We start from the raw sequence: 22,710 nt of genomic DNA on the forward strand, positions 1-22,710 counted from the left end.
CTCTATTCCCGGCAATTGTAGCACGGTGCCGGCGCTAGCGCTCCACGCGACTGCGGCAGGTGCTCGGGATCTCTTTTTCGCTCTTTTTCCGTCACTGCGACCCGTGACCTGCGTCGGCTTGTTCGGCACCCTCGCCGTCCGCTGTCCGAATGAGGTGGGCAACGCGGTCGATCACTTTGTTGTACGCCTGCGTGCGACTGTCCTTGTCCCGGATCTCGTCGGCCAAATGCTGGGCCATAAGGATATGGTCGTTGACTACTGGCTGGCGGAAGTAACGGCCTCAGGACTTTCTTGGATAGGTGGCGACTTGAACGCTTCGTCCTCGGCATTGCGGAGTTCTTCGCGTCGCTGCCGTCCTGTTCTGTTCGGAATGACAGCGACCAGCACCGAGGCCACTGCGCCAATTGCAGCAGCTACAGTTGGGACTAGGAATTGCGAGTCAACGAGCATCGGGGATTTCCTTTTTTGGGGCGATTCTCAGTCGACCCCGATGCCTCTAACGCATCGATCAAGTCGCGGGTCTATCGAAGTCTGCTAAAGCGAGTACTGACGAGACGATGTGAGAGGCTTTGAATTGATAGCCTTTCCTCGATGCTCCAACGGGGTTCTACTGAATTCTATCGTTCATCCTCTACTGCGCCAACCCTCAAGTATGTAGGTGGTCGGATGTTTGCGCCGAACTTGGGCGAGGAGGTGCGGCTAAGGGGCTCTCCCTCTGAAAATCAAGGTCTCCCAACCTGCTAAGCTCCGCCCCTTATGAGCGACGCACAAGAGCGCCCGCGCGTGGGCATGGTCAGCCTCGGATGCCCGAAGAACCTCGTCGATAGCGAGGTGATGCTGGGCGAGCTGGAAAAGGCCGGCTACGAGGTGGTGGCGGAGGCGGAGCAGGCGGATACGGTGATCGTCAACACCTGCGGTTTCATCGAAGATGCCAAGCAGGAGAGCGTGGACGCGATTCTCGATTTCGCCGAGGCGAAAAAGCGGGGCGACACCCGCAAGCTGCTGGTGGCCGGCTGCATGGTCAACCGCTATGGCGAGGAGCTGTCCGAGTCCATCCCCGAAATCGACGGCTTTGTGAGCCTGGATCAGATCCGCGAGGTGGACAAGGTGGTGCGGATCGGTGGCGAAGCGCCGCCGCCGGCGCCGGCGCATCAGGTGTTCGATCACACCGCGCCGCGGCTCTTGACCACCAAGGGCTATGCCTTTCTGAAGGTCGCCGAGGGCTGCAACAACCCCTGTACCTTCTGCGCCATCCCGTCTTGGCGCGGTCGCTTCCGGAGTCGCGAGATTGCGAGCCTGGTGGCCGAGGCGCAGGCGCTCGAAGAGGCCGGCACCGAGGAGCTTTGCCTGATCGCCCAGGACACTACCCGCTACGGCGAGGATCTCGACCTGGGCCGGCACGGTTTGGCGAAGCTGGTGGAGGCGCTTTTGGCGGAGACCTCGATTCCGTGGATCCGGTTCCTCTACGCCTATCCCACCACCCTGGACGAAGAACTCCTCCGGTTGATGGGGCAGGAAGAGCGCTTCGTCTCCTACGTGGATATGCCGTTGCAGCACAGCCATCCGGAGATTCTGAGAGCGATGCGCCGCGGCGGCTCCGCCCAGCGCTATCTGCGGCAGCTCGAGAAGGCGCGGGCGCTGGCGCCGGGGATTTTCCTGCGTACCACCTTCATCGTCGGTTTCCCAGGGGAGACGGAGGAGCACTTCGAGGATCTGCTCGCTTTCGTCGAAGAGGCGCGCTTCGATCACCTGGGTGCCTTCGCCTATAGCCCGGAGCCGGGAACCCCCTCGGCGGAACTCGGCCGGCGGGTGCCCGGCCAGGTGGCCCGGCGGCGCTATGAGCGGCTGCTCGAAGCGCAGAAGCCGATTGCCCTCGAAAGCCGCCAGCGGCTGGTGGGCGAGCGCCTGCGGGTGCTGGTGGAAGGGGTGCACGAGGAGACGGAGCACCTGCTGGTGGGGCGCCACTACGGCCAGGCACCGGAGATCGACGGCCGGGTGCTGCTGAATGACGGCCTCGCCCCGGCGGGTACCCTCGCCGAGGTGGAAGTTGCCGAGGCCTACGCCGACGACCTGGTGGGCCACATCGTGGGTCCCGAGGGAGTCCCGGGGGTGGTGCCGGCGGAAGCCCTTTCGGTGGTCTGATCTCCATCCGCTTCGCGCAACCCGCTTTACGATATTCCTTGCCGCGGTTCCTGTAGAGTCTCCCCATGCCGGTCGTTCTCGATGCCTTCCACGCCACGGATCTGCCCTCCGGCGGCGTCGTCGCGATCGGCAATTTCGACGGCGTTCACCGCGGTCAGCGCGCCCTGATCGACCGGGTGACGGAGCGCGCCCGCGCCCTCGACGTTCCCGCCGTCGTCATCACCTTCGAGCCCCACCCGCTGGCGGTGCTGCGGCCGAACCGTGCGCCGCGCCGCTTGACCACTCCGGAGCGCAAGGTCGATCTGCTCGAAGAGGCGGGGGTGGATGTTGTGCTGGTGGTGAAATTCACCGAAGAGTTTGCCCGCACCACCGCCGGCGAGTTCGTCGAGGAATTCCTGCACCAAAAACTCGGCGTGCGCGAGGTCTACGTGGGGGCCGGCTTTGTCTTCGGCCACGAGCGCGAGGGTGATTTGGCGCTGCTCGAATCCAGCGGCGCGGAACTGGGCTTTGCGGCCGGGGGCGTGGAAGTGGTGACCCTGCGCGACGAACGCATCTCCAGCACCCGCATCCGCCAGGCGGTGGCCGAGGGTCGCACCGAAGACGCCCGCGAGATGCTCGGCCGCCCCTACGCCATCGCCGGGGAGGTGGTGCGCGGCGACCGCATGGGGCAGCGCCTCGGCTGGCCTACGGCGAACGTCGCCACCGGAGCCGAATTGCTGCCACAGGACGGCGTGTACGCCACCCGGCTCCACATTCCCAGCTACCCCGCCACCTTCGACAGCGTCACCAACATCGGCACTCGGCCGACGGTGTACGAAAACTACCAGCGGGTGGTGGAAACCCACATCCTCGGTTTCGACAGCGACGTCTACGGTGAAGCGGTGCAGGTCCAGTTCTTTCGCCGCCTGCGGGAAGAGCGCATATTCCCCACCATCATGGACCTGTCGGCCCAGATCGGCCGCGATGTCGAAGAGGCGCGAGAATATTTCGTCACCCTTCGACGGTTAGAGGAGAATGGGTAGGCCGCGAGGGAAGCGACAAGCCGCCCGCACCTCCAGAATCAAGCAATCCCCGGACGTTCGATTTCCATACGTTCCACCAACGAGCAGAGCAAAGGATCCACCATGGCCAACGACAAGATCGTAGAACTCGATTCCAGCAATTTTTCCTCCGAAGTCCTCGGCGCCGATGTGCCCGTACTGGTGGACTTCTGGGCCGAGTGGTGCGGTCCCTGTCGCCTGGTGGCGCCGCACCTCGACGCCATCGCCGACGAGATGGACGGCAAAGTCCGCATCGCCAAACTGAACATTGACCACCACCAGGAACTGGCCCAACAGTTCCAGGTGCTGAGCATCCCCACCTTCATTCTGTTCAAGGACGGCGAGATGAAGGACCGCATGATGGGCGCCATGCCCAAGGCGGCCTTCGAGAGCTTCATCGAGCGCAACGTCTGAGGCGGGTCGCTCGCCAGCTCACCCAGGCGGGCAGGACGCGAAAAGCCGGGCGCGGGACTCCCAGGAGTCCGGCCCGGCTTTTTCTTGTGTGCCTAACGCCTAGGTCGCCCGTCGGAGCCTTCTGTAGGCCGAGACCAGCAGGTAGCTGGTCCCATGGGCCGCAATCGTGAGCATCAGGTACTTCAACAGCGAGGGCACGGCGACGGAGAGGCTGTTACCGGATTCGGTGATCTGTGACTACGACCGCCGCGGCAAGGTCCCATACCATCCGGAACGCGCCCCAGAATCGTCGAGGTGCACGACCGTGCCGGCCATGCGCCACAGGGGATCCAGTTTGGCGTACTGAAAGAGCCAGCCTTCGTATTGCTGCCGGATGTCGCCAGACACTCGAACGAACGCCAGCTTCCCCGCGATCGAGGCTGTCCCAATGCCGTCCCAGGTCGCCTTTTCAACGGTGCCGCTGCTGAGATCCGCCTGGACGCGGCCAGAGGCGGAGACATGCCGAACGTCGAGCGTGTACACGCGGCCGTTGATCATCAGATTCCAGGTGCCGCGAGGGAGATCCCGGGTGTATTGAAACGGGTCGGAAAACGTGCCGGGCTGCGAGGGAAAACTGCCGGGTTCAGAGGGGGCCATAGTCTCTCCCTGAGATGACGTGGGGGCTTCGCGCGGAAGGCCACCCGGGGGTTGCAGAATCCGTGAAGCGCCTACAAAGCGCGACGATGATTCTTTGAAGACAACTGGGTTAGCGTTCGCGCATAGTACCTGAGCGAATCCCAGGGAAAGATCGTCACCGGTTTTAGTGGGGTGAACAGTCCGTGGCGCTCGCCGACGGGCCTGGGCGGCGAGCCCGGCGTCAGGCCGCTTGCTGCCGCGGCCCGCGTCGGAAGAAGACCCGTCGGCCGACCAGGAACATCAGCGCGATCACCGCCAGGAAGGCGACGATCGGCACCACCACGGCCAGCAGCGAAAGACCCGCCGAGGCGGCGATCTCGCCGGTGGAGACCAGCGGATTGCCGAAGCCCGCGGTGGTCAGGGTGGAAATCTGCCGCGTGCCGGTGGTGACTCCCTGGAACACCGTGGCCGTGCCGCCACCGGCGAGCACCGCCAGGGTCCACTGCATGAAGGGGTCGAGATCCGCCACCACCGAAGCGGTGAGGATCACTCCGGCCACCACCGCGCTCGGGGTGGCGAGGCTGTCCAAGGCGTTGTCCAACCAGGGGATGTAGTAGGCGCCCACTTCCAGCAGGGTGGCGGCGCCGAAGGTGATGAGTGCCGGAGTCGAGCCGATCCAGTCGAAGCCGTCGGCTAGGGCGAGGTGCCCCGAACGCTCGGCGATTCCCACCACCAGAAACGGTACAAAAATGCGGAACCCAGCCGCTGCCGACAGGCCGATGCCGATCAAGATGCTCAACAGGATTTCCATGCTCACTCTCCTCCTCGGTCTACGCTACCGCACAGGGGGCGGATTTATTCCGTGGGGAGAGCTGCGGCCTAGCGCTCGAAAGGCAATTCGGGGTTGTCCCGCGCTTCGCGAAAGTAGAGGTGGACGCGCTGAACTAGCTGCAGGGAAGCCAGTTCGACTTCCGCCGCCTGTTGCAGGTAGCGCAGGGCGATCTGGGCTTCGCGGTGGATGTGGCGGTCGCGGAAGGTGGAGATCATCTCCCGCGCCAGGGCTCGCAATGCGCCCCCTTTGCCCTGCTGGGCGTAGACGGCGGCGAGGTCTAGGGAGACCAGCGCCGCATCGTAAACGATCTCCTGTTCCAGGAAGCCTTCTCTCGCCGCCGCGAGCCGAGTCTCCGCCTCATCGAGCTGGCCCAGCCCACGCAGGATCTTGCCCTCCACCCAAAGCCGGCGCCGTTGGGTCCAGGCGTCCGGAAACTGCTCGTAGAGCGGCTTCGCTTCGCGCAACACCGCCCGCGCTTCGAGGTGGTGCTCGAGGTCGCTCAAATACTCGGCGAGATTGTGGCGAGCGCACAGTCGCAGTCTGGGTTCGCGAGCGGAATCGAGAAACTCGACCGCTTCCCGCAGTACATCGGTGGCCTTCTCGGGCATCTCGGCGGCCCGATAGACCGACGCGGTTTTGATCAACGCCCGGCCGGCACGGTGCGTTTCCTCCGACGAGCGATATCGCCGGATCGCCCTGCGCAGAAGTCGCACCGCTTCGCCGAACCGCCGCTGGTCGCGGCGCAGGGAGGCGGTCAACTCCAGGATACGGGCCTTCTCCAAGGGATCTCCGGTACCTCTCCGCAGAGCTTCTTCTGCCTCGATCAGTGTGGCCTCGGCTCCTTCGAGATCGGATCGCATGCGCAAGGCGTTGGCCAAGTAGGCCAGGCCGCGGCCGCGCAGATCCTCGACTACCGGCAGGTCCTGATCCTCCTGGGCGAGGCGTTCCACGACGTCGAGGCCGAGGCGGGCGAGCACTTCAGCGCGGATCGGATCCTCGAAACTGCGGGCACGGCTGCGATCGAGGAGGAGTTCCGCCAGAGACCAGCTTCGGTAGCGCTCATCGTGCTCGATCACCAGCCGGCGATCCGCCGCCGGTTGAAGCAGCAGCTCGCCGAGAAGCAGTGGGGCCTCCGCCTCCTCCTGACTCAACTGAATGCCGGTGGCGTTCGCCTGGTTCAGCACCCGGTCGAGGATCCTGCGGTATGTGGCCGAGGGCCAAGGCAGGACGCGAGCGAGGGCGGAGTCGCTGTCGCCGAGTAGGTGGCGGAGCTCGGTGCGGCAGGATTCGCAGTCGAGGAGATGCTTGAGGGCCTTGCGCTGCAGTTGCCCGCTGAACTGGTCGATGAGCGTTCCGAGGGTGTGGCGATTGGGGTGAATCTTCATGAACGGTCCTCCCGCGCCAGGCGGCGGGACACCATGTCGAGAATCCAGGCTTCCGGGTTCTCGATCTCGCGATGCTTGCGGTTGAAGATTCGCAGCACCTCTTCGACGATTTCGCCGGCTCGCCGCGGCGGTACCTCGTACCGGATGAACAGCAGCTCCAGCGCCGGAGATAGGCGGTCGAAAATCTCTTCCAGGTATTCGGGCATCGTCTCGATGTTCGGAACAAGAAATTAATTACGAGAAAGTGTACATCAAATCATGGCGGAAGGTGGATGTCCTCGAGAAGCTTGCGCGTTAGGTGTCGAGGGTCTAGCCGAGGATTTCGGCAGCGAGGGGCCGGCCCGAGCTCCGACCGGGCCGGCCGTCAGGCGACGCCGGGTTTGGCGATCATTGGCCGTGCATCAACGGTCCTGAACCCATCGCCCTAGATCCATCGCCCAAGATTCAGTTGCCCCAGATCAGCGGCTGGTGTCCGCCGGTGGGGTCCAGGCGCCGTCGGGATCCATATCGGGTCCGGCTTCACCGTGGTTGGGGTCGCTGGGCACTGCGCTTGATATTCCATCGGGGTCCATGTCCGGGCCGGCCTCGCCTTCGGAAGCGCCGAAGAGAGATTCGATCCACTGCATAAGCCAGTGACCGGCGTCCACCTCGGTCGTCTCCATCGCGTGGAGGCTCGCACCTGAGAACAGGGCGGCCAGGACGAGAGCCAGAGCCAGCATTCGGCGCAGGTGGAATCGAGGGGAAGCGCAAGGTTTGTTCGAGGGCATGGTTTTGGTCTCCGTGATCAGGTTGAAGCGTCGAGCGTTCGCGCACGACGCCCGTGCGTGAATCGCTCATTCAATAGAGTGATCGGAGAAACCTCTTAGTGGACAAAAAATTATTCTTTCAGGCAAATTCAGGCAAACTCTCCCGTGAGACCTGGGGCAAGCCTTGAACCGCTCCGCCCGCGTTGTAAACTCGTTTGCAGACATCACGCCGGGCTCAAACCCGCCGGCGTGAGCGAGTAGCGGTCAACGGGCGTAGAGAGCCCGCTCGGCCGCCGTCCGGCTCCCTCGACTACCGCACATTCCGGAGGTTTCCGATGCCCTATAGCCCCCTTTTGGTCAAACCCATGCGCGATGAACTGACGGTCATCGGCTTCGAAGAACTCACCTCCGCCGCCGAGGTAGACGCCTTTATGGAGTCGCCGGCGGGAATGTCTTTCCTGGTGGTGAACTCGGTCTGTGGCTGTGCCGCCGGCATGGCCCGGCCGGGCGTGCGGCTGGCGCTGGAGGACGGGCCGAAGCCGGACCGCCTCGGCACGGTGTTCGCCGGGCAGGATGTAGAGGCCACCGCTCAGGCGCGCAGCAAGTTCCCGCAGGTTCCCCCGTCGAGCCCGTCCATGGCGCTGTTCAAGGATGGGGAGCTGGTGTTTTTCCTGCCGCGGCACCGTATCGAGGGGCGCACGGCGGAGGACGTGGCGGGCGACCTGAAGGCGGCCTTCGCGGAACACGCGGCCTCCTGAGCCGGCGATGGGCACCTTTCACCAGGGCAAACACGAACTCCACGGCATCACGGTGGTGGTGGAGACGGCGGGGCCAGAACTGTACGTGGGGCGCTGCGACGACATCACCGAAACGCGGGTGATCCTGCTCGATGTGGATCTCCACCGCGACGGGGTGGACGAGGGAACCCGTGCCGACTGGCTGGCCAACGCCGCAAAGTTCGGCGTTTGGAAGAAGCACGACCGGCTGGTGCTGCCGCGACCCCAGGTCACTTCCGTGCGGCCGCTCGGCTCCGTCGAGTCGGCGGACTGATTCCGCATTGGAGCCTTGTTCCTCTCGATTTGAGGGGAACCTATCTGGACATTGCAAGTTTGCTTTAGTATAATAGTTTAAATACAAGAGACGTGCGGGGAGGCGCTGCTGGCCTCGGCTTGACCGGCCGGGGACGGTGAATCCTCTTGATGCCTTATGTGTCCTCAACTTGGTCGTTTCGCACACGAAGTTCTCTAGAAGCAAGACTTTTAGTGGCTAGAGGTATATCGCCGGTTCGGCGCCGGTGAACGAGGAGGCGAGAATGATGAGCTGTCGTATGAAGAGGCGTTGCGCTGTGACCCTGATCGTTGTCCTGGCGATGTGGTTGCCCGCGGTTTCGGCTTGGGCGGCACCGAGGGACATGCCGATGGACATGGAGGAGCCACCGGCTCGCCAGAGCCTGTGGGTTGAGGCCGTAGAGGAGTTGGTGGAGTTGGTGGAGTGGGTGCAAAGTATGTGGGGCGGTGTGGATCCGGGCCCGGGCCTCGACCCGTTCCTGCGGGCGGAGACCAGGGAAGAACCGGAGCAGGCTGAGGACTGACGCAGGTGACCTGAGGAGACGGCGGAAGGTGAAACTCGGTGCATTCGGGTGCCGCGTAGGTCGTACGATGAAGCCGCGAGCTGTCTCATTTTCAGTCTCCAGGGAAACTACCGTTGTAGGAATGTGGCAACGGGCCGCCCGGGTGGCGAGGTCGCTGCCGCTGAAGGCCGGATGGCTCCGGCTGCGGCCAACTCGTTCGGTTTTGCCAAGAGTGCATTGTTTATGTTGAATCGCCATTTGACTTCCGGTGAAATCTCCCGCTTCCTGGCGGAGGAGACGGCTCTTCAGAACCGACGCGTGGCTCTGCACCTTCTGGAATGCGAACGCTGTCGACGTGCGGCGATGGAGGAGTTGGGCGCGGAGCAGGGCGAAGTGGCTCTGCTCGCGAAGGTTTTGCCCTACGATCGGCCGCAGCCGCAGGCCATCCAGCCGGCCCGGAGCGGTCTCAGGCTTCGCCTGGGCGCGGCCATGCGCGAGGTCAATGGCAGTGGCGAGTTGTTCGCTCAACTCAGTTCCTACCCGTTGAAATGCTGGCCGCTCCTGGTTCGCAACCGTCAGCGCTACCAAACCTTGGGGTTGGCACAACTCCTGGTCGAGGAGGGCCTGGCGGCTGGGTACGAGGATGCCGAGCGGGGCCGCTCCCTGGCGGAGGTGGGCCTGTTGATCCTGGACCACCTGGAAGTTCGCCGCTACGGCCAGGCGCTGATCGATGACGTTTCCGGCCGCGCCTGGTGCGTGATCGGTAACGCCCACCGTTTGCAGGCTGACTTCGAGGCGTCGGAATACGCCTTCGAGCAGGCCTCCGAGTTGCTCGCCGACTCGTCCGATCCGATTGCGGAAGGCGACCTTCTGTACCTGTGGGCGCTGGTCAACAAGGATCGCCACCAATACTCCGAAGCGCTGCACCGCTTCGACCGCGCAACGGTTTGTTTCGAAGAGGCCGGCGACGAGCTGAAGGCGGCCCGAGTGCTGACCTCCCTGGGCAACCTTTATCTTGAAAAGGGTGCGCCGGAGGATGCGCTGAGTCCGCTCCTCGAAGCCATTGCCCGGTCCGACGAGGAAGCCGACCCGAAGGGCGTCCTATTTGCGCGGAGCAACCTGGCCCTGTGCTTTGCCGACCTGGGAGAGTTCCACGAGGCGCGCAGTATCTTCGAGCAGTGCGAAGAGGGTTATCGCCAATTTGGGGAACCCCACGTGCTGCTTCGCGGCCAGTGGCTAGAAGGAATGATCGCCGCCGGCCTGGGGGAGAACGAGCGGGCGGAAGAACTGCTTCTGCAGGTGTATCACGAGTTTCGGCGGCGCGATGAGATGTACGAGATCGCCTTGGTCTCCCTGGATCTCGCTCTGCTTCTCAACCGCCAGGGACGCTTCGCCGAGGTGCGCGATATGGCGCGCGAATCGCTGGCGGCACTGGTTCCTACCGGAGTCTTCGAAGGCGCGGCGGCGGCGTTAGCGGTCTTCCACGCGGCGCGGCACAAGGAGACCGTCGCCGAGGATCTGCTGCAGGGCCTGTCGCTCTACCTGAAGCGCGCCAGGACCGCTCCGATCCGCCGCTCGGCGGAGTAGCCTCTTCCCGCCGGGGTGCGCTCCCGGTGTCATCCTTGCCGCTGACATTGCTGTAAGATTCCTCTATGACTCCTCCTTCCCTCAACCACGCGGGCTTCGCCACCGGCGCCGTGTTGGCGGCGGTATCCGTGGTTGCCGGTGCTTTTGGCGCGCACGGCCTGGAGGAGCGGCTGTCGGCAGCGAATCTGGCTCTGTGGGAGACCGCCGCTCGCTATCTGATGTATTGCGCCCTTGGGATGATGCTGGCGGCGCTGGCCGGTGCCGGCCGGGCGGTGGTCGGTCTCCTGGTGTCGGGAGGAGTGGTGTTTTCCGGCACGGTGTTTCTGCTCGCCCTCGGCGGCCCTCGGTGGTTTGGTGCGGTGACTCCTCTCGGCGGCCTGGCTCTGATCGTTGGCTTTCTCTTGCTGGCGTGGCAGGTGCTCCGGGCTCGGTCCTGAGGTCCCCTTTCTTCGATCGATCCGATTTCTTCGGCAGGTGCCATTGCCCCCAGAAGGGCTCTTTGGCTACCATGGTCGAGGTTCGCGGGTTGGGCGCCGTTTCGCTCCTGCTCTGCGGTCCGTAGTTTTCCGTACCGACGCCGCTCCACGCTCCGTACCATCGCCGGCTGGTCGGTTCGATTCCTCCAGTTCTACGCCATCTCTCTGGGAGGCTTTTCGCTATGTCGAATGCCATCAGCCAAACTCCGACTCCGGTCAACGAACCGGTTCGTTCCTATGCACCGGGTACCCCTGAACGCGCTTCCTTGAAGGCTCGCCTCGGCGAGATGGCCCAAGAGCGGATCGAGATTCCGCTGATCATCGGTGGCCAGGAGGTACGCACCGAGAGTCCGGTGGAGGCGGTGTGTCCGCACGACCACGGCCATGTGCTGGCAAAGGTGCATCAGGCCTCCGAGCAGCATGTGGCGCTGGCGGTGGAGGCAGCCCGTGAGGCTTGGGCGGACTGGTCCGAAATGCCGTGGGAGGACCGCGCTAGCGTGCTGCTAAAGGCGGCGGACCTCCTCGCTGGCCCGTGGCGCGACACGATCAACGGCGCCACCATGCTGAACCAGTCGAAGACCGCCCATCAGGCGGAGATCGACTCGGCTTGTGAACTGATCGACTTCTGGCGCTTCAACGTCGAGTTCATGCGGCAGATCTACACCGATCAGCCGATCTCGTCGCCGGGCATGTGGAATCGCCTAGAGCACCGGCCGCTGGAGGGCTTTGTGTTCGCGGTGACGCCCTTCAACTTCACCGCCATCGGCGGCAATCTGCCGACGGCGCCGGCGCTGATGGGCAACGTGGCGCTGTGGAAGCCGGCGACCACGGCGGTGGTTTCGAACTACTATGTGATGCGCCTGCTGGAGGAGGCAGGGTTGCCTCCCGGGGTGATCAATTTCCTGCCCGGCCGCGGCGGCACGGTCGGCGATCCGGTGATGGCGCGGCCGGAGCTGGCGGGTGTTCACTTCACCGGCTCGACGCGGGTGTTCCAGGGCATGTGGAAGACCCTCGGCGACAACATCTCCAGCTACCGTTCCTATCCGCGCATCGTCGGTGAGACCGGCGGCAAGGATTTCGTTTTCGCCCACCCTTCGGCGGATGTCGAGGCCCTGGCCGTCGCCCTCGTGCGCGGCGCCTTCGAGTACCAGGGACAGAAGTGCTCGGCGGCTTCGCGGGCGTTCATCCCGCGCTCCCTCTGGCCGCAGCTCGAAGAGCGCCTGGCGGATTTGATCTCTCACATCGAGGTGGGTCCGGTGCAGGACTTCCGCAACTTCATGGGGGCGGTGATCGATCAGAAGGCCTTCCACGACATCACGGGCTACATCGAGCACGCTCGGCAGGCGCCGGAGGCGGAGGTGGTGATCGGCGGCACCAGTGACGACTCGGTGGGTTACTTCATCGACCCGACGGTGGTGGTGACCTCCAGCCCGGACTTCAAGCTTTTGAAGGAGGAGATCTTCGGACCGGTGCTGACGGTCTACGTTTATGACGACGACGAGATCGACGAGGCCCTGGAGGTGTGCGACTCGGGCAGCCCCTACGCCCTGACCGGCGCGATCTTCGCCCGCGACCGGCGGGTGATTGGCGTTTTGGCCGGGGCGCTGCGCCACGCGGCGGGCAATTTCTACATCAACGACAAGCCCACCGGTGCGGTGGTCGGCCAGCAGCCCTTCGGCGGCGGCCGGGCCTCCGGTACCAACGACAAGGCCGGTTCGATGCTGAATCTCCTGCGCTGGGTGTCGCAGCGGACCATCAAAGAGACCTTCGTGCCGCCGAAGGACTTCCGCTACCCGTTCATGGGCCAGGAGTAGGACGTTTCGGCGGTCCATTGGCGCGCCGGCGAAAGCGAACGGTCGCCACCGCCAGGCCGAGGAGGGTCACCCCGCCGCCCAGCCACTCCGTTGGGGTCACCACGAAGGAGAAGGTCTCCGGGTGGGTGCGCGACAGAACCGCCTTCGAAATCGAGGTCAGCGGCGGGTTCAGGAACACCGTCAGGCCGACGGTGGAGGCGGGCAAGAACTCCAGCAGTTGGGTCCACAGGGCGAATCCCAGCACCGTGGCCCCGAGCGACAGGTAGGCGATGGCCGCCCAGCCGGTGCCGTCGAGGGCGAGCATCTCCGGGCCGCCGGAGAAGGGCAGTACGGCCAGTAGCGGCACGGTCCCCAAGGTGATCGCCAGGAAGGTGATCAGCAGCGGCGATTCCCCGGCGGTCATCGGCTTCGCCAACACCGAATAGACAGACCACGCCAGCGGCGCCAGGGCGGTGATCGCGAGGAGCAGGCTGTAACCGCCCACCGCCGGCCGGCCGACGGCGAGGAGCGCCATGCCCGCCAGGGCGATCGCCAGCCCGAGGATCTTGCGGGCGGTGGGTCGCTCGCCGAGGAAGATCACCGACAACACCAGAATGAAGAGCGGCGCCAGCACGGTGGTGAGCGAAGCCACCGGCGCCGGCACGCCGTGCTGTTGCCCGAAATAAAGGCTCAGGTTGTAGCCGGGCACGACGAGCAGGCCGCAGAGAGCGAGGCGCCCGCCGTGGCGCCGCAGCAGGGCGAGGGCTTCGCGGCGGTGCCAGCCGAAGCAGTAGACGGCGCAGAACAGTGCCGCCGGCAGGAAGCGGGCGACGGTGAGGGACAGGCCGTCGAAACGCGCCGCCTGCCGCTCGGCGCCGAGCAGGAAACCGATGGCGATGAAGGTGTTGCTCCAGATGACGAACAGGGCGAAGGCCACCAGGCCGGTGAGCCCACCGGGCCAGGCTCGCTTCGTCGATCCCCCCATGGCGGCGGAGTTCAGGGCGTGCTCCCCGGCGCCGCTTTGCGGCGCGGTACGGCGCCCAAAGAAATCCAGCCGATGCCGGCCAGCACCGAGGCGACCCCTAGCCACTGCACCGGCGACAGCACTTCGGCGAACAGCAGCCGTCCCCACAGCACCGTCAGCATCGGCTGCATCAGCAGCATGATCGAGGTCTCGAGGGCCGGTAGGCGGGGCAGGGCGTGGGAGATCAACAGCCAGCCAAAGACCTGGGCGACGAGGGCGAGGGCGAGCATCCAGCCGTGGCTCGGCCAGTGGAAGGCCAGCTCCAGGCCGCCGTCCGCCCAACCGAGGAAGAGGCTGGCGACGGTGGCGCCAAAGGTGGCGTCGAGCAGCGGCGCCACGGTGGGAGCGCCGCCCTGGGCCGCCTGGCGGAAGCTGAGGAGGAACAGGGCATAGGTGATGCCCGTCAGGATGCCGTAGACCACTCCCGCCAACGGCCGGTCGCCGTAGCTCGCGGCGCCGCCGAGGCCGGAGATGAGTACCACACCGGCGAGCACCAGGGGCAAGGTGGCCATCGCTCGGCGGGACGGCCGCTCGCCGTGCAGCCACCAGGCGGCGAAGCCGACGAACACCACCTGAGTATTGCCGAGAACCGTCGCCAGGCCGGCGCCGATGTGGTCGATGGCGCGGTGCCAGAAGGCGAAGTCGATCGCCAGGAACACGCCGGCAGCGAGGGCGAGCCAGCGGTCGCGCCGGCTTCGCTGGTCGTCCCGCCGTCGCCATAGCCACAGCAGGGCGAGAACCGGCACGGCGTAGGCCACCCGGAAGAAGGCGGTGGTGGAGTAAGCGGCATCGGCCAGGCGCACGAAAATGGCCGAGAACGAGATCCCCAGAATGCCGACGAGGGCAAGAAAGCGCAGCCGCGCCGCGGCTTTTGAGGAATCGGGAGAGGTGGGAGGCATGGTGCTGGGAGAGGTCGCGGTCGGACGTCGGAACTCTACCGCCATTCGCCGTGGTTCTCCCAGCGCCGTAGGCGAGGGGCGATAGGCTCGGGAAGTCCCTTCGATATAATTCCGGGGAGCAGTTTCATAGGCGGTTTCGGCCGCGGCGTAGGGTCCCGAAACCCGGCCCGGGAAGGAGTTTTTTCGATGGCGGTCAAAGACGTGGAGACAACCCAAACGGCGATGGGCCCCGAGAGTGCCGAGCAGGCCGGGAAGCCGTCCGGCGAGGTGTACCGCGACGAGGCGGTGGCGAAGGCGCGCGAGGCCCGCGAACGCTGGCTCAGGGCCAAGGGCCGCAGCGAACAGAAGCGACCGCCGTGGAAGCGAGATTTCACGACCGTTTCCTCGATGGAGGTGCCGCACCTGGTGACCGCGGCGGAGGCCGATGAGATTCCGGCGGAGCAACTCCTGCCGGTGCCGGGCGACTTCCCCTACACCCGCGGCATCCATCCGACGGGCTACCGCGGCAAGCTGTGGACGATGCGCCAGTTCGCCGGCTTCGGCACCGCCGCGGACACCAACGCTCGCTTCAAGTACCTGCTGGACCAGGGCCAGGGCGGCTTGTCCGTGGCGTTCGATTTGCCGACTCTTTACGGCTATGACTCGGACCATCAGATGTCCCGCGGCGAGGTCGGCAAATGCGGCGTTGCCATCGACAGTCTGGCGGATATGGAGGTGCTATTCGAGGGCATCCCCCTCGACCAGGTGTCGACCTCGATGACCATCAACTCGACGGCGCCGATTCTCTTCGCCATGTACCTGGCGGTGGCCGAGAAGCAAGGGGTGGACATCGCCAAGGACGTTACCGGCACGCTGCAGAACGATATTTTGAAGGAGTACATCGCCCAGAAGGAGTTCATCTACCCGCCGCGGCCGTCGATGCGCCTGATCACCGACCAGTTCGCTTTCGCCGCCGAGCAGGTACCGCGCTGGAACACCATCTCGATCTCCGGCTACCACATTCGCGAGGCCGGCTCGACGGCCCTCCAGGAGCTCGCCTTCACCCTGCGCGACGGCATGGAGTACGTGCAGTACGGCATCGATGCCGGCCTCGATGTGGACTCCTTCGCGCCGCGCCTGTCGTTCTTCTTCAACAGCCACAATGACTTTTTCGAGGAGGTTGCCAAGTTCCGGGCGGCGCGGCAGATCTGGGCGACGGTGATGAAGGAACGCTACGGCGCGAAGGATCCGCGCTCCTGGATGCTGCGCTTCCATACCCAGACCGCCGGTTGCTCGCTGACCGCTCAGCAGCCGGTCAACAACGTGGTGCGCACCACCATCCAGGCGCTGGCGGCGGTGATGGGCGGCACCCAGTCCCTGCACACCAATTCTCTCGACGAAACCCTCGCCCTGCCGACGGAGGCCAACGCCCGCACCGCCTTGCGCACCCAGCAGATCATCGCCCACGAGTCCGGGGTGATCAACACGGTGGATCCCCTCGGCGGCAGCTACTTCGTCGAGGAGATGACCCGCCGGATGGTCGACGGCGCCTTCGACTACTTCCGCCAGATCGATTCCTTCGGCGGCATGGTCGAGGCGATCGAGGCGGGCTTTCCGCAGAAGGAACTGATGGAGGCGTCCTTTCAGTTCCAGATGGCCGTGGAGACGGGCGAGAAGAAGGTGGTGGGGGTCAATTCCTTCGAGGTCAGCGACGAGGAGCCGATCGAAATTCTCTACATCGGCGACGAGGTGGCCGCCACCCAGATGGAAGCCCTGGAATCGGCGCGTTCGCAGCGCGATCAGGGCGCCGCCGCCAAGGCCCTGGACGCCCTCAAGACGGGCGCCGCCGGCACCGACAACACGATGCCTTTGCTGCTCGACTGCGTGCGCGCCTACTGCACCGTCGGCGAGATCAGCGACGCGCTGCGGGATGTCTTCGGCACCTACGAGGAACCCGCGGTTTTCTGACCATTCCAGAGATCCGTGGAAATGGCAGCCGGGCGCCTCGGCCGGATGTCTCGCGATCCGCGGATTTACTTGAGGATGTAGGGGTTTGCGTAGCGCTGACCTCTGCTACAATCGCGCCCCATGAATGATCGAAAGCACCGCATCCTGATCGCCAAACCCGGCCTCGACGGTCATGACCGGGGCGCCAAGGTGGTGGCCCGGGCGCTGCGCGACGCGGGATACGAGGTGATCTACAGCGGCTTGCGGCAAACGCCGGAGCAGATCGCGGCGGCGGCGTTGCAGGAGGACGTTGACGGCGTGGGCCTGTCGATCCTGTCCGGCGCGCACAATGTGTTGCTGCCGGAGGTGGTTCGTCTGCTGCGGGCGGAAGGCGCCGACGACATGCTGGTGTTTGCCGGCGGGATCATTCCCGACAAGGACATTTCCGGACTCAAAGAGGCCGGCATCGACGCGATCTTCTTGCCGGGAACGCCGACCGGATCGATCGTCGAATACCTGCAGGACCGGCTCTGAGCATCGCATCGTTGGGGCTGAGGTTTCCATCTCGTCGGCTGGCCTTTCGGACGCCGCGAGAAGCGATCTTTTCGGACCGCAGCTCGGAGCCGTCATCACATGGGATTGGGGAGCCGGTACGGAGGGTGGAATGAGTAAGAAGATTCTGGTGGCTGACGACAGCCTGACCATTCAGAAGGTGATCGAGCTGACTTTCATGGACGAATCCCATGAGGTGACGGCGGTGAGCGACGGTCAGGAGGCGATCGACCGTCTCGACGGTTTGGAGCCGGACGTGGTGATCGCCGATGTCCACATGCCTGGCCTGGGCGGGCTGGATGTTTGTCGCCGGGTCAAGGAGTCGACCCCCGGTTTGCCGGTGCTGCTGCTGGTCGGCACCTTCGAGCCCTTCGAGATGGAGGAGGCCGAGCAGGCGGGAGCCGATGCGGTGCTCCGCAAGCCTTTCGATTCCCAAGAGTTGATGGAAGAAGTGGAGCGCCTGCTGTCGTCCGCTGGCGCCGAGGACGAGGCCGGTGCCGATGCGGCCGCGGCCGGTGCCGATGCGGCCGCGGCCGGAGCCGCTGTCGAAGGGGAGGCCGAAGCTGCTGTCGAAGGAGAAGCGGCCGACGACGCTGGCGAAGACACGGCTCCGTCGGGCATCGCCGCCGAGACGGAAGTCTTTGCCATGCCCGAGGCCGGCGATCAGGCGTCGCCCTCGAACTGGGGCTTCCAGCAGGAGGCGGAGCCGTTCCGGCTGGGGGAAACCGGGCCGGTGGAAGACCAGGTTGAGGAGCCCGCGCCGGTGGCCGACCCCTGGCAGGAACTGGATGTGGCCCCCACCTCGCAAGACGATAGCCCTCAGGAAGGGGAAGACGAAGCCACTCCGGAAGTTGTCGTGGCGGCCGAGGCCGAAGAGGCTCCGGACGAGGCTCCGGATGGCGAAGCCATCGTGGAGGGCGAGGCGGAGGCCGCGCCGGCCGTTTCCGAACGGGCGGCGATGGCCTGGAAGCCTCAGGCCGTCGAGGCGACGGCAGAGGAGGACGGAGCGGACGACACCGGCGCCGCCGCAAACGGTGGACTGTCCGATGACGATGTCGAGCGCATTGCCCAGCGGGTGGCGGAGATCGTCGGTGAGCGCGTCGCCAAGGACGTTGCCTGGGAGGTCATTCCGGATCTCGCGGAGGTGATCATCAAGGACCGTCTGCGGGAGCTCGAAGACCAAGTCGACTGACGCTCTAAATCGCCCGCACCAGCAGCGCCTCGCCGGCCTCGGCCCGCGGGGCGTTCGTCCTTGTGGAGGCGCCGAGTTTGATCGAGAAGAATTCTCAGCACCTGAAAGGAACATCCTGTGACCACCGGGAACTCTTCCTCTCCGCCGGGCGCGCATAGGCCGGGCGCCCCTCCGCCGGGCGCCCCCGAATCGGCGACCGCACCGGCGCCGATGGATAAGCGGTTCGAGCCCTCCAGTTACGAAGGCCGCTGGCAGCGCTTCTGGGCGGAGCAAGGGTGCTTCGAGGTGGATCCCACCTCCGGGCGTCCGGCCTACTGCATCATGATTCCGCCGCCCAACGTGACCGGCAAGCTGCACATGGGCCACGCGCTGCAGTCCACTCTGCAGGATCTCCTCACCCGATGGATGCGCATGAAGGGCTGTGAAGCCCTGTGGCTTCCGGGTACCGACCACGCCGGCATCGCCACCCAATTGATGGTCGAGCGACAGCTCGCCGAAGAGGGCCACTCCCGCGAGGAGATGGGGCGCGAGAAGTTTCTGGAGCGCATGTGGAGCTGGAAGGAGCAGTACCAGAACAACATCCAGAGCCAGCTTCAGATCCTCGGCGCGAGCTGCGACTGGAGCCGCGAGCGGTTCACCCTCGACGAAGGCCTGTCGCAGGCCGTGCAGGAGGCCTTCGTGCGCCTGTGGAAGGAGGGGCTGATCACCCGCGGCGAGTACATGGTGAACTGGTCGCCGGTGCTCGGTACGGCGGTTTCGGACCTCGAAGTGGAGATGCGCACCGTCGAGGGCAAGCTATATCACCTGGCTTATCCCATCGAGGGCAGCGAGGAGCGCATCGTGGTGGCCACCACCCGGCCGGAGACCATGCTGGGCGACACCGCCGTCGCCATGCATCCTGGCGACGAACGCTACACCCACCTCAAGGGCAAGGCGGCGGTGCTGCCGCTCGTGGGCCGGCGTCTGCCGTTGATCGAGGACGAGGCAGTGGATCGGGAGTTTGGTACCGGGCTGGTGAAGATCACCCCGGCCCACGACCCCAACGACTTCGAAATGGGGCGGCGCCACGATCTGCCGAGCGTTCAGGTGATCGGCCGCCGCGGGCGCATGACCGAGGAGGCCGGCACCTTCGCCGGTCTCGACCGCTTCGAGGCGCGCGAGAGGGTGGTGGCGGCGCTCGATGAAGCGGGTCTGCTGGTCAAGGTGGAAAGGCATACCCACAACGTCGGCCACAGCCAGCGCGGCGACGAGCCGATCGAGCCGCTGGTCTCCACCCAGTGGTTCTTGGACGTCGCCGGCATGGCCGGGCGCGCCCTCGAGGCGGTGGAGGAGGGCGACATCGAGCTGGTGCCCGCCACCTGGGAGAAGACCTGGCGGCACTGGCTGGAGAACATCCGGCCCTGGTGCATCTCGCGGCAGCTTTGGTGGGGACATCAGATCCCCGCCTGGTACGACGCCGACGGCCGCTGCTACGTGGCCGCCAGCCGCGCGGAGGCCGAGGCCCAGGCCGGTACCGCCGAACTGAACCGCGACCCGGACGTTCTCGACACCTGGTTCTCCTCCGGCCTGTGGCCCTTCTCGACTCTCGGCTGGCCGGAGGAGACGGACGATCTCAAGGCTTTTTATCCCACCGACGTGTTGGTCACGGGCTTCGACATCCTGTTCTTCTGGGTGGCGCGGATGGCGATGTTCGGTTTGCATTTCACCGACGAGGTGCCCTTCCGGCGGGTTCATCTCACCGGTTTGGTGCGCGACGCCGAGGGCGTCAAGATGTCCAAAACCAAGGGCAACGTGCTCGACCCGGCGGACTTGGTGGAGGACTACGGTGCCGATGCCTTGCGCTTCACCCTGGCAATCCTCGACACGCCGGGCAACGATATTCCGATGGACCTGGAACGGATGGCCGGCTACCGCGCCTTCGGCAACAAGATCTGGAACGCCACCCGCTTCGCTCTGTCGCGGGTGGGGGATGCGCAGGTCCAGGAGGACCTGTCGACGGACGGCTTGGCGCCGCCGGAACGCTGGATCCTGTCGCGCCTCCACCGTGCCGCCGAGGAGGTGAATGAGAAGCTCGAGATCTTCCGCTTCGACGAGGCCTGCAACCGCCTCTATCACTTCTTCTGGGGCGAGCTTTGCGACTGGTACATCGAACTCGCCAAGCCGTCCTTCTTCGGCGATGCGGTGCGCCCGCGGGTCGGCGAGGTACTGCTGACGGTGCTCGACCGCAGCCTGCGCCTGCTGCACCCGGTGATGCCGCACTTGACCGAGGAGTTGTGGCAGCGCTTGCCCGGCCGGCAGGCGATCCATCCGCTTTCCATCGCCCTGGCCCCCTTCCCGGAGGCGCGGGGCAATTGGCGGAGCGACGAGGTCGAGGCGCGGATGGAGGGGCTGATGGAGCTGGTGACCCGGGTGCGGGCCCTGCGGGCGGAACTGAACGTGCCGCCAAAAGAGAAGGTGCGCCTGGTGCTGGACTTGCCCGAAGATCCGGCCGGCGACCGAGACAGCGCCGCCCAGGGCGCCTTCCTGATGCAGCAGGAGGCTCTTCTCGAGTCTCTCCTGCGGGCCGAATCGGTGGAGGCCGGTGAGCCACCGGAGGGCGCGGTGACGGATCGCATCGCCGGGGTGCGCTTCGGCCTAGTGATTCCCGAGCGGGAACTGGGCGAAGACGAGCGCCAGCGCCTGGCTCAGGAGCTGGCGAAGATCGACGGCGAGATCGCCAACGCCGAGAAGCGCCTGTCGAACGAGGGTTTTCTCGCCAAGGCGCCGCCGGCGGTGGTGGAGGGTAGTCGCCAGCGCCTACGGGAACTCGGCGCCCGCCGGGCGCAGGTGGCGGCAACCCTGGGGGTAGACTGAGAAGGCCGTGACGGAGGAACATTCAGGGTCAGAGGACCGGGCAGAGGCCCAGGCTTTCGAGAACTTTCGGGCTTCCCTGGCGGCGGAACCGGGTCTCGCCAACCTGGTGGTGCTCGAGACGATCGACTCCACCCAGCGTCTCGCCCGGCGCATCGTTGACGAATACCGCCGGGACGGCGGCTCGGTACCCACTGTGCAGGTGCTGGCGCTGGAGCAAACCGTCGGCCGGGGACGCCGGGGCAACGCCTGGCAAAGCCCGTCCGGCGCCGGCGTATACGCCTCAATGCTCGTCTCCCTCAAACGCCAGGAAGAACTCGAACGGCTGCCCTTGGCGGTGGCGATCGGTTTATGCCGCGGGGTCGACGAACTGATCGGCGAGCGGCGCTGCTCCCTCAAGTGGCCGAACGACCTGCTGGTCAACGGCCGCAAGCTCGGTGGAATCCTGATCGAGCAGATCGCTCCCGGCGCCGCCGGCGCCGGCGATCCGAGCGGATCCCTCGACGCGATCATCGGTTTCGGAGTGAACTTTCGCGCGGCGGCGGAGCACGGCGCTCTCGTCGCCACCAGCCTGTGCGACGAGAATCCGGCGATGACATCCCTTGGGGCCGCCGCCGCCGAACTGCTGCGCGGCGTGCAGCGGGTGCTCGAAGGGCTGGGCCGGCCGGCGGAAATCTTGAAGGCCTACGGACGCCGTTCGCTCCATCGGCCGGGCGATATGCTGAATTGGCGAGTGGGGGGAGAATCCGGGAGCGGTGAGTTTCTGGGTTTCGACGAGCGTGGATTCCTCCGCCTGCGCGACGCCGAGACCGGCGAGGAGCGGCTGCTGTTCGCCGGGGAAGTGAGGGGCAGGTGATGGATTCCTCCAACAAGGAAGGTGCCGTGAATGAATCCAAGGGTCTGCTGCTGCTGGTCGATGTCGGCAACACCAACACCGTCTTCGGCATCGACCGGGAGGGCGAACTGTTGGAGGTCTTCCGCCTGTCCACCGATCCGGAGCGTACCGCCGACGAGTACGGCGCTCTGCTGATGCCGCTGTGCGACCGCTTCGGCCTCGATCCGGCGGCCGCCGAGGCGGTGGTCATCTCCTCCGTCGTTCCGCCCTTGAATCCCACCCTCGACCGCCTGGCCCGTCGCTTCTTCGGCTGCCCGCCGCTGTTCGTCGAGCCGGGGGTCAAGACCGGCCTCGCCATTCGCTACGACAATCCCGCCGAGGTCGGAGCGGACCGCATTGTCAACGCCGTGGCGGCCCTCGAACTGCACGGTGCGCCGGTGGTGGTGGTGGATTTCGGCACGGCCACCACCTTCGACGTGGTCAACGCCGCCGGTGAGTACTCCGGCGGCATCATTGCGCCGGGCATCTCAATCTCCGCTGAGGCGCTCTTCTCGCATGCGTCGCGCCTCTATCGGGTGGACATCCGGCGGCCGCCGAACCTGGTGGGCAAGAACACCGGCGGCGCCATGCAGTCGGGCATTTTTTATGGCTATATCGGTTTGGTGGACGGCATCCTGGAGCGGCTGGTGGAGGAGCTTGGGCGTTCCGTGGGGATCGTTGCCACCGGCGGCCAGGCGGAGCTGATCGCCTCCGGCTCGCGCTTCATTCAATCCGTCGATCAGCGCTTGACCCTGCACGGGTTGCGGCGGATCTACGAGCGGAATCGGTGATC

22 protein-coding genes are annotated in these 22,710 nt (G+C 65.6%); 15 read left to right on the forward strand and 7 right to left on the reverse strand.

The genetic code is table 11. The features are described 5' to 3' along the window. The first annotated feature begins 756 nt into the window (after positions 1-756). The 3 genes from rimO to trxA all read left to right on the forward strand — a co-directional run bounded on the left by rimO (position 757) and on the right by trxA (position 3,596). On the forward strand, positions 757-2,142 hold the full coding sequence (gene rimO / locus AAF481_02855) for a 30S ribosomal protein S12 methylthiotransferase RimO (protein ID MEM7480090.1): 1,386 nt from the start codon (positions 757-759) through the stop codon (positions 2,140-2,142). A gap of 65 nt (positions 2,143-2,207) precedes the next feature. After that, positions 2,208-3,164: a bifunctional riboflavin kinase/FAD synthetase gene (locus AAF481_02860; protein MEM7480091.1), complete on the forward strand. Its 957-nt coding sequence runs from the start codon at positions 2,208-2,210 to the stop codon at positions 3,162-3,164. Positions 3,165-3,266: 102 nt separating this feature from the next. Continuing rightward, positions 3,267-3,596, forward strand: a complete 330-nt coding sequence (gene trxA / locus AAF481_02865) for a thioredoxin (protein ID MEM7480092.1) — start codon at positions 3,267-3,269, stop codon at positions 3,594-3,596. Positions 3,597-3,833: 237 nt separating this feature from the next. Here trxA and AAF481_02870 read toward each other — a convergent pair whose 3' ends face one another. From AAF481_02870 to AAF481_02890, 5 genes are all read right to left on the reverse strand, one after another. Then, positions 3,834-4,232: a hypothetical protein gene (locus AAF481_02870; GenBank protein MEM7480093.1), complete on the reverse strand. Its 399-nt coding sequence runs from the start codon at positions 4,230-4,232 to the stop codon at positions 3,834-3,836. Between the two features lie 220 nt (positions 4,233-4,452). Further along, entirely contained in the window at positions 4,453-5,022 is a 570-nt protein-coding gene (locus tag AAF481_02875) for a DUF4126 domain-containing protein (protein MEM7480094.1), read from the reverse strand. A gap of 68 nt (positions 5,023-5,090) precedes the next feature. Further along, positions 5,091-6,428, reverse strand: coding sequence for a hypothetical protein (locus AAF481_02880; protein ID MEM7480095.1), 1,338 nt, complete (start codon positions 6,426-6,428; stop codon positions 5,091-5,093). Continuing rightward, complete coding sequence (locus tag AAF481_02885; protein MEM7480096.1) at positions 6,425-6,634, reverse strand: hypothetical protein; 210 nt, start codon at positions 6,632-6,634, stop codon at positions 6,425-6,427. Before AAF481_02885 ends, AAF481_02880 begins: the two co-directional genes overlap by 4 nt. Before the next feature lie 252 nt (positions 6,635-6,886). Next, positions 6,887-7,195, reverse strand: coding sequence for a hypothetical protein (locus AAF481_02890; protein ID MEM7480097.1), 309 nt, complete (start codon positions 7,193-7,195; stop codon positions 6,887-6,889). Positions 7,196-7,509: 314 nt separating this feature from the next. Between AAF481_02890 and AAF481_02895 the strand changes: the two genes are divergently transcribed. The 6 genes from AAF481_02895 (at position 7,510) to pruA (ending at position 12,621) form a co-directional block, all read left to right on the forward strand. Beyond that, on the forward strand, positions 7,510-7,932 hold the full coding sequence (locus tag AAF481_02895) for a BrxA/BrxB family bacilliredoxin (GenBank protein MEM7480098.1): 423 nt from the start codon (positions 7,510-7,512) through the stop codon (positions 7,930-7,932). Positions 7,933-7,939: 7 nt separating this feature from the next. After that, positions 7,940-8,224, forward strand: a complete 285-nt coding sequence (locus tag AAF481_02900) for a hypothetical protein (GenBank protein MEM7480099.1) — start codon at positions 7,940-7,942, stop codon at positions 8,222-8,224. Positions 8,225-8,519: 295 nt separating this feature from the next. Further along, entirely contained in the window at positions 8,520-8,765 is a 246-nt protein-coding gene (locus tag AAF481_02905; GenBank protein ID MEM7480100.1) for a hypothetical protein, read from the forward strand. Between the two features lie 222 nt (positions 8,766-8,987). Then, positions 8,988-10,331, forward strand: a complete 1,344-nt coding sequence (locus tag AAF481_02910; GenBank protein ID MEM7480101.1) for a tetratricopeptide repeat protein — start codon at positions 8,988-8,990, stop codon at positions 10,329-10,331. A 65-nt stretch (positions 10,332-10,396) separates the two neighbouring features. Continuing rightward, positions 10,397-10,768 carry a DUF423 domain-containing protein gene (locus AAF481_02915; GenBank protein ID MEM7480102.1) on the forward strand — a complete coding sequence of 124 codons (372 nt, stop codon included), beginning with the start codon at positions 10,397-10,399 and terminating at the stop codon, positions 10,766-10,768. Positions 10,769-10,989: 221 nt separating this feature from the next. Further along, complete coding sequence (pruA, locus tag AAF481_02920) at positions 10,990-12,621, forward strand: L-glutamate gamma-semialdehyde dehydrogenase (GenBank protein ID MEM7480103.1); 1,632 nt, start codon at positions 10,990-10,992, stop codon at positions 12,619-12,621. On the opposite strand, the gene AAF481_02925 is transcribed toward pruA, so the two are convergent. Together AAF481_02925 and AAF481_02930 are read right to left on the reverse strand one after the other, a co-directional pair. Further along, the gene (locus tag AAF481_02925) at positions 12,605-13,585 is read right to left on the reverse strand and encodes an EamA family transporter (GenBank protein MEM7480104.1); all 981 of its coding nucleotides are present in this window, start codon (positions 13,583-13,585) and stop codon (positions 12,605-12,607) included. The genes pruA and AAF481_02925 overlap by 17 nt on opposite strands. Before the next feature lie 11 nt (positions 13,586-13,596). Beyond that, complete coding sequence (locus AAF481_02930) at positions 13,597-14,568, reverse strand: DMT family transporter (protein MEM7480105.1); 972 nt, start codon at positions 14,566-14,568, stop codon at positions 13,597-13,599. A gap of 141 nt (positions 14,569-14,709) precedes the next feature. Here AAF481_02930 and AAF481_02935 point away from each other — a divergent pair, with 141 nt between their 5' ends. From AAF481_02935 to AAF481_02960, 6 genes are all read left to right on the forward strand, one after another. Continuing rightward, a complete protein-coding gene (locus AAF481_02935) occupies positions 14,710-16,470 on the forward strand; it encodes a methylmalonyl-CoA mutase family protein (GenBank protein MEM7480106.1) in 1,761 nt (586 codons plus the stop codon). A gap of 120 nt (positions 16,471-16,590) precedes the next feature. Further along, positions 16,591-16,983, forward strand: coding sequence for a cobalamin B12-binding domain-containing protein (locus tag AAF481_02940; protein ID MEM7480107.1), 393 nt, complete (start codon positions 16,591-16,593; stop codon positions 16,981-16,983). 130 nt (positions 16,984-17,113) lie between these two features. Then, positions 17,114-18,193 carry a response regulator gene (locus AAF481_02945; protein ID MEM7480108.1) on the forward strand — a complete coding sequence of 360 codons (1,080 nt, stop codon included), beginning with the start codon at positions 17,114-17,116 and terminating at the stop codon, positions 18,191-18,193. A 210-nt stretch (positions 18,194-18,403) separates the two neighbouring features. Beyond that, positions 18,404-21,046 (forward strand): valine--tRNA ligase, encoded by a 2,643-nt coding sequence (locus AAF481_02950; protein MEM7480109.1) that lies wholly within the window; start codon positions 18,404-18,406, stop codon positions 21,044-21,046. 7 nt (positions 21,047-21,053) lie between these two features. Continuing rightward, positions 21,054-21,899, forward strand: a complete 846-nt coding sequence (locus AAF481_02955) for a biotin--[acetyl-CoA-carboxylase] ligase (GenBank protein ID MEM7480110.1) — start codon at positions 21,054-21,056, stop codon at positions 21,897-21,899. A 44-nt stretch (positions 21,900-21,943) separates the two neighbouring features. Beyond that, a complete protein-coding gene (locus AAF481_02960; protein ID MEM7480111.1) occupies positions 21,944-22,708 on the forward strand; it encodes a type III pantothenate kinase in 765 nt (254 codons plus the stop codon). Positions 22,709-22,710: the final 2 nt, after the last annotated feature.

The organism is Acidobacteriota bacterium, assembly GCA_039030395.1.
Lineage (GTDB): Bacteria > Acidobacteriota > Thermoanaerobaculia > Multivoradales > JBCCEF01 > JBCCEF01.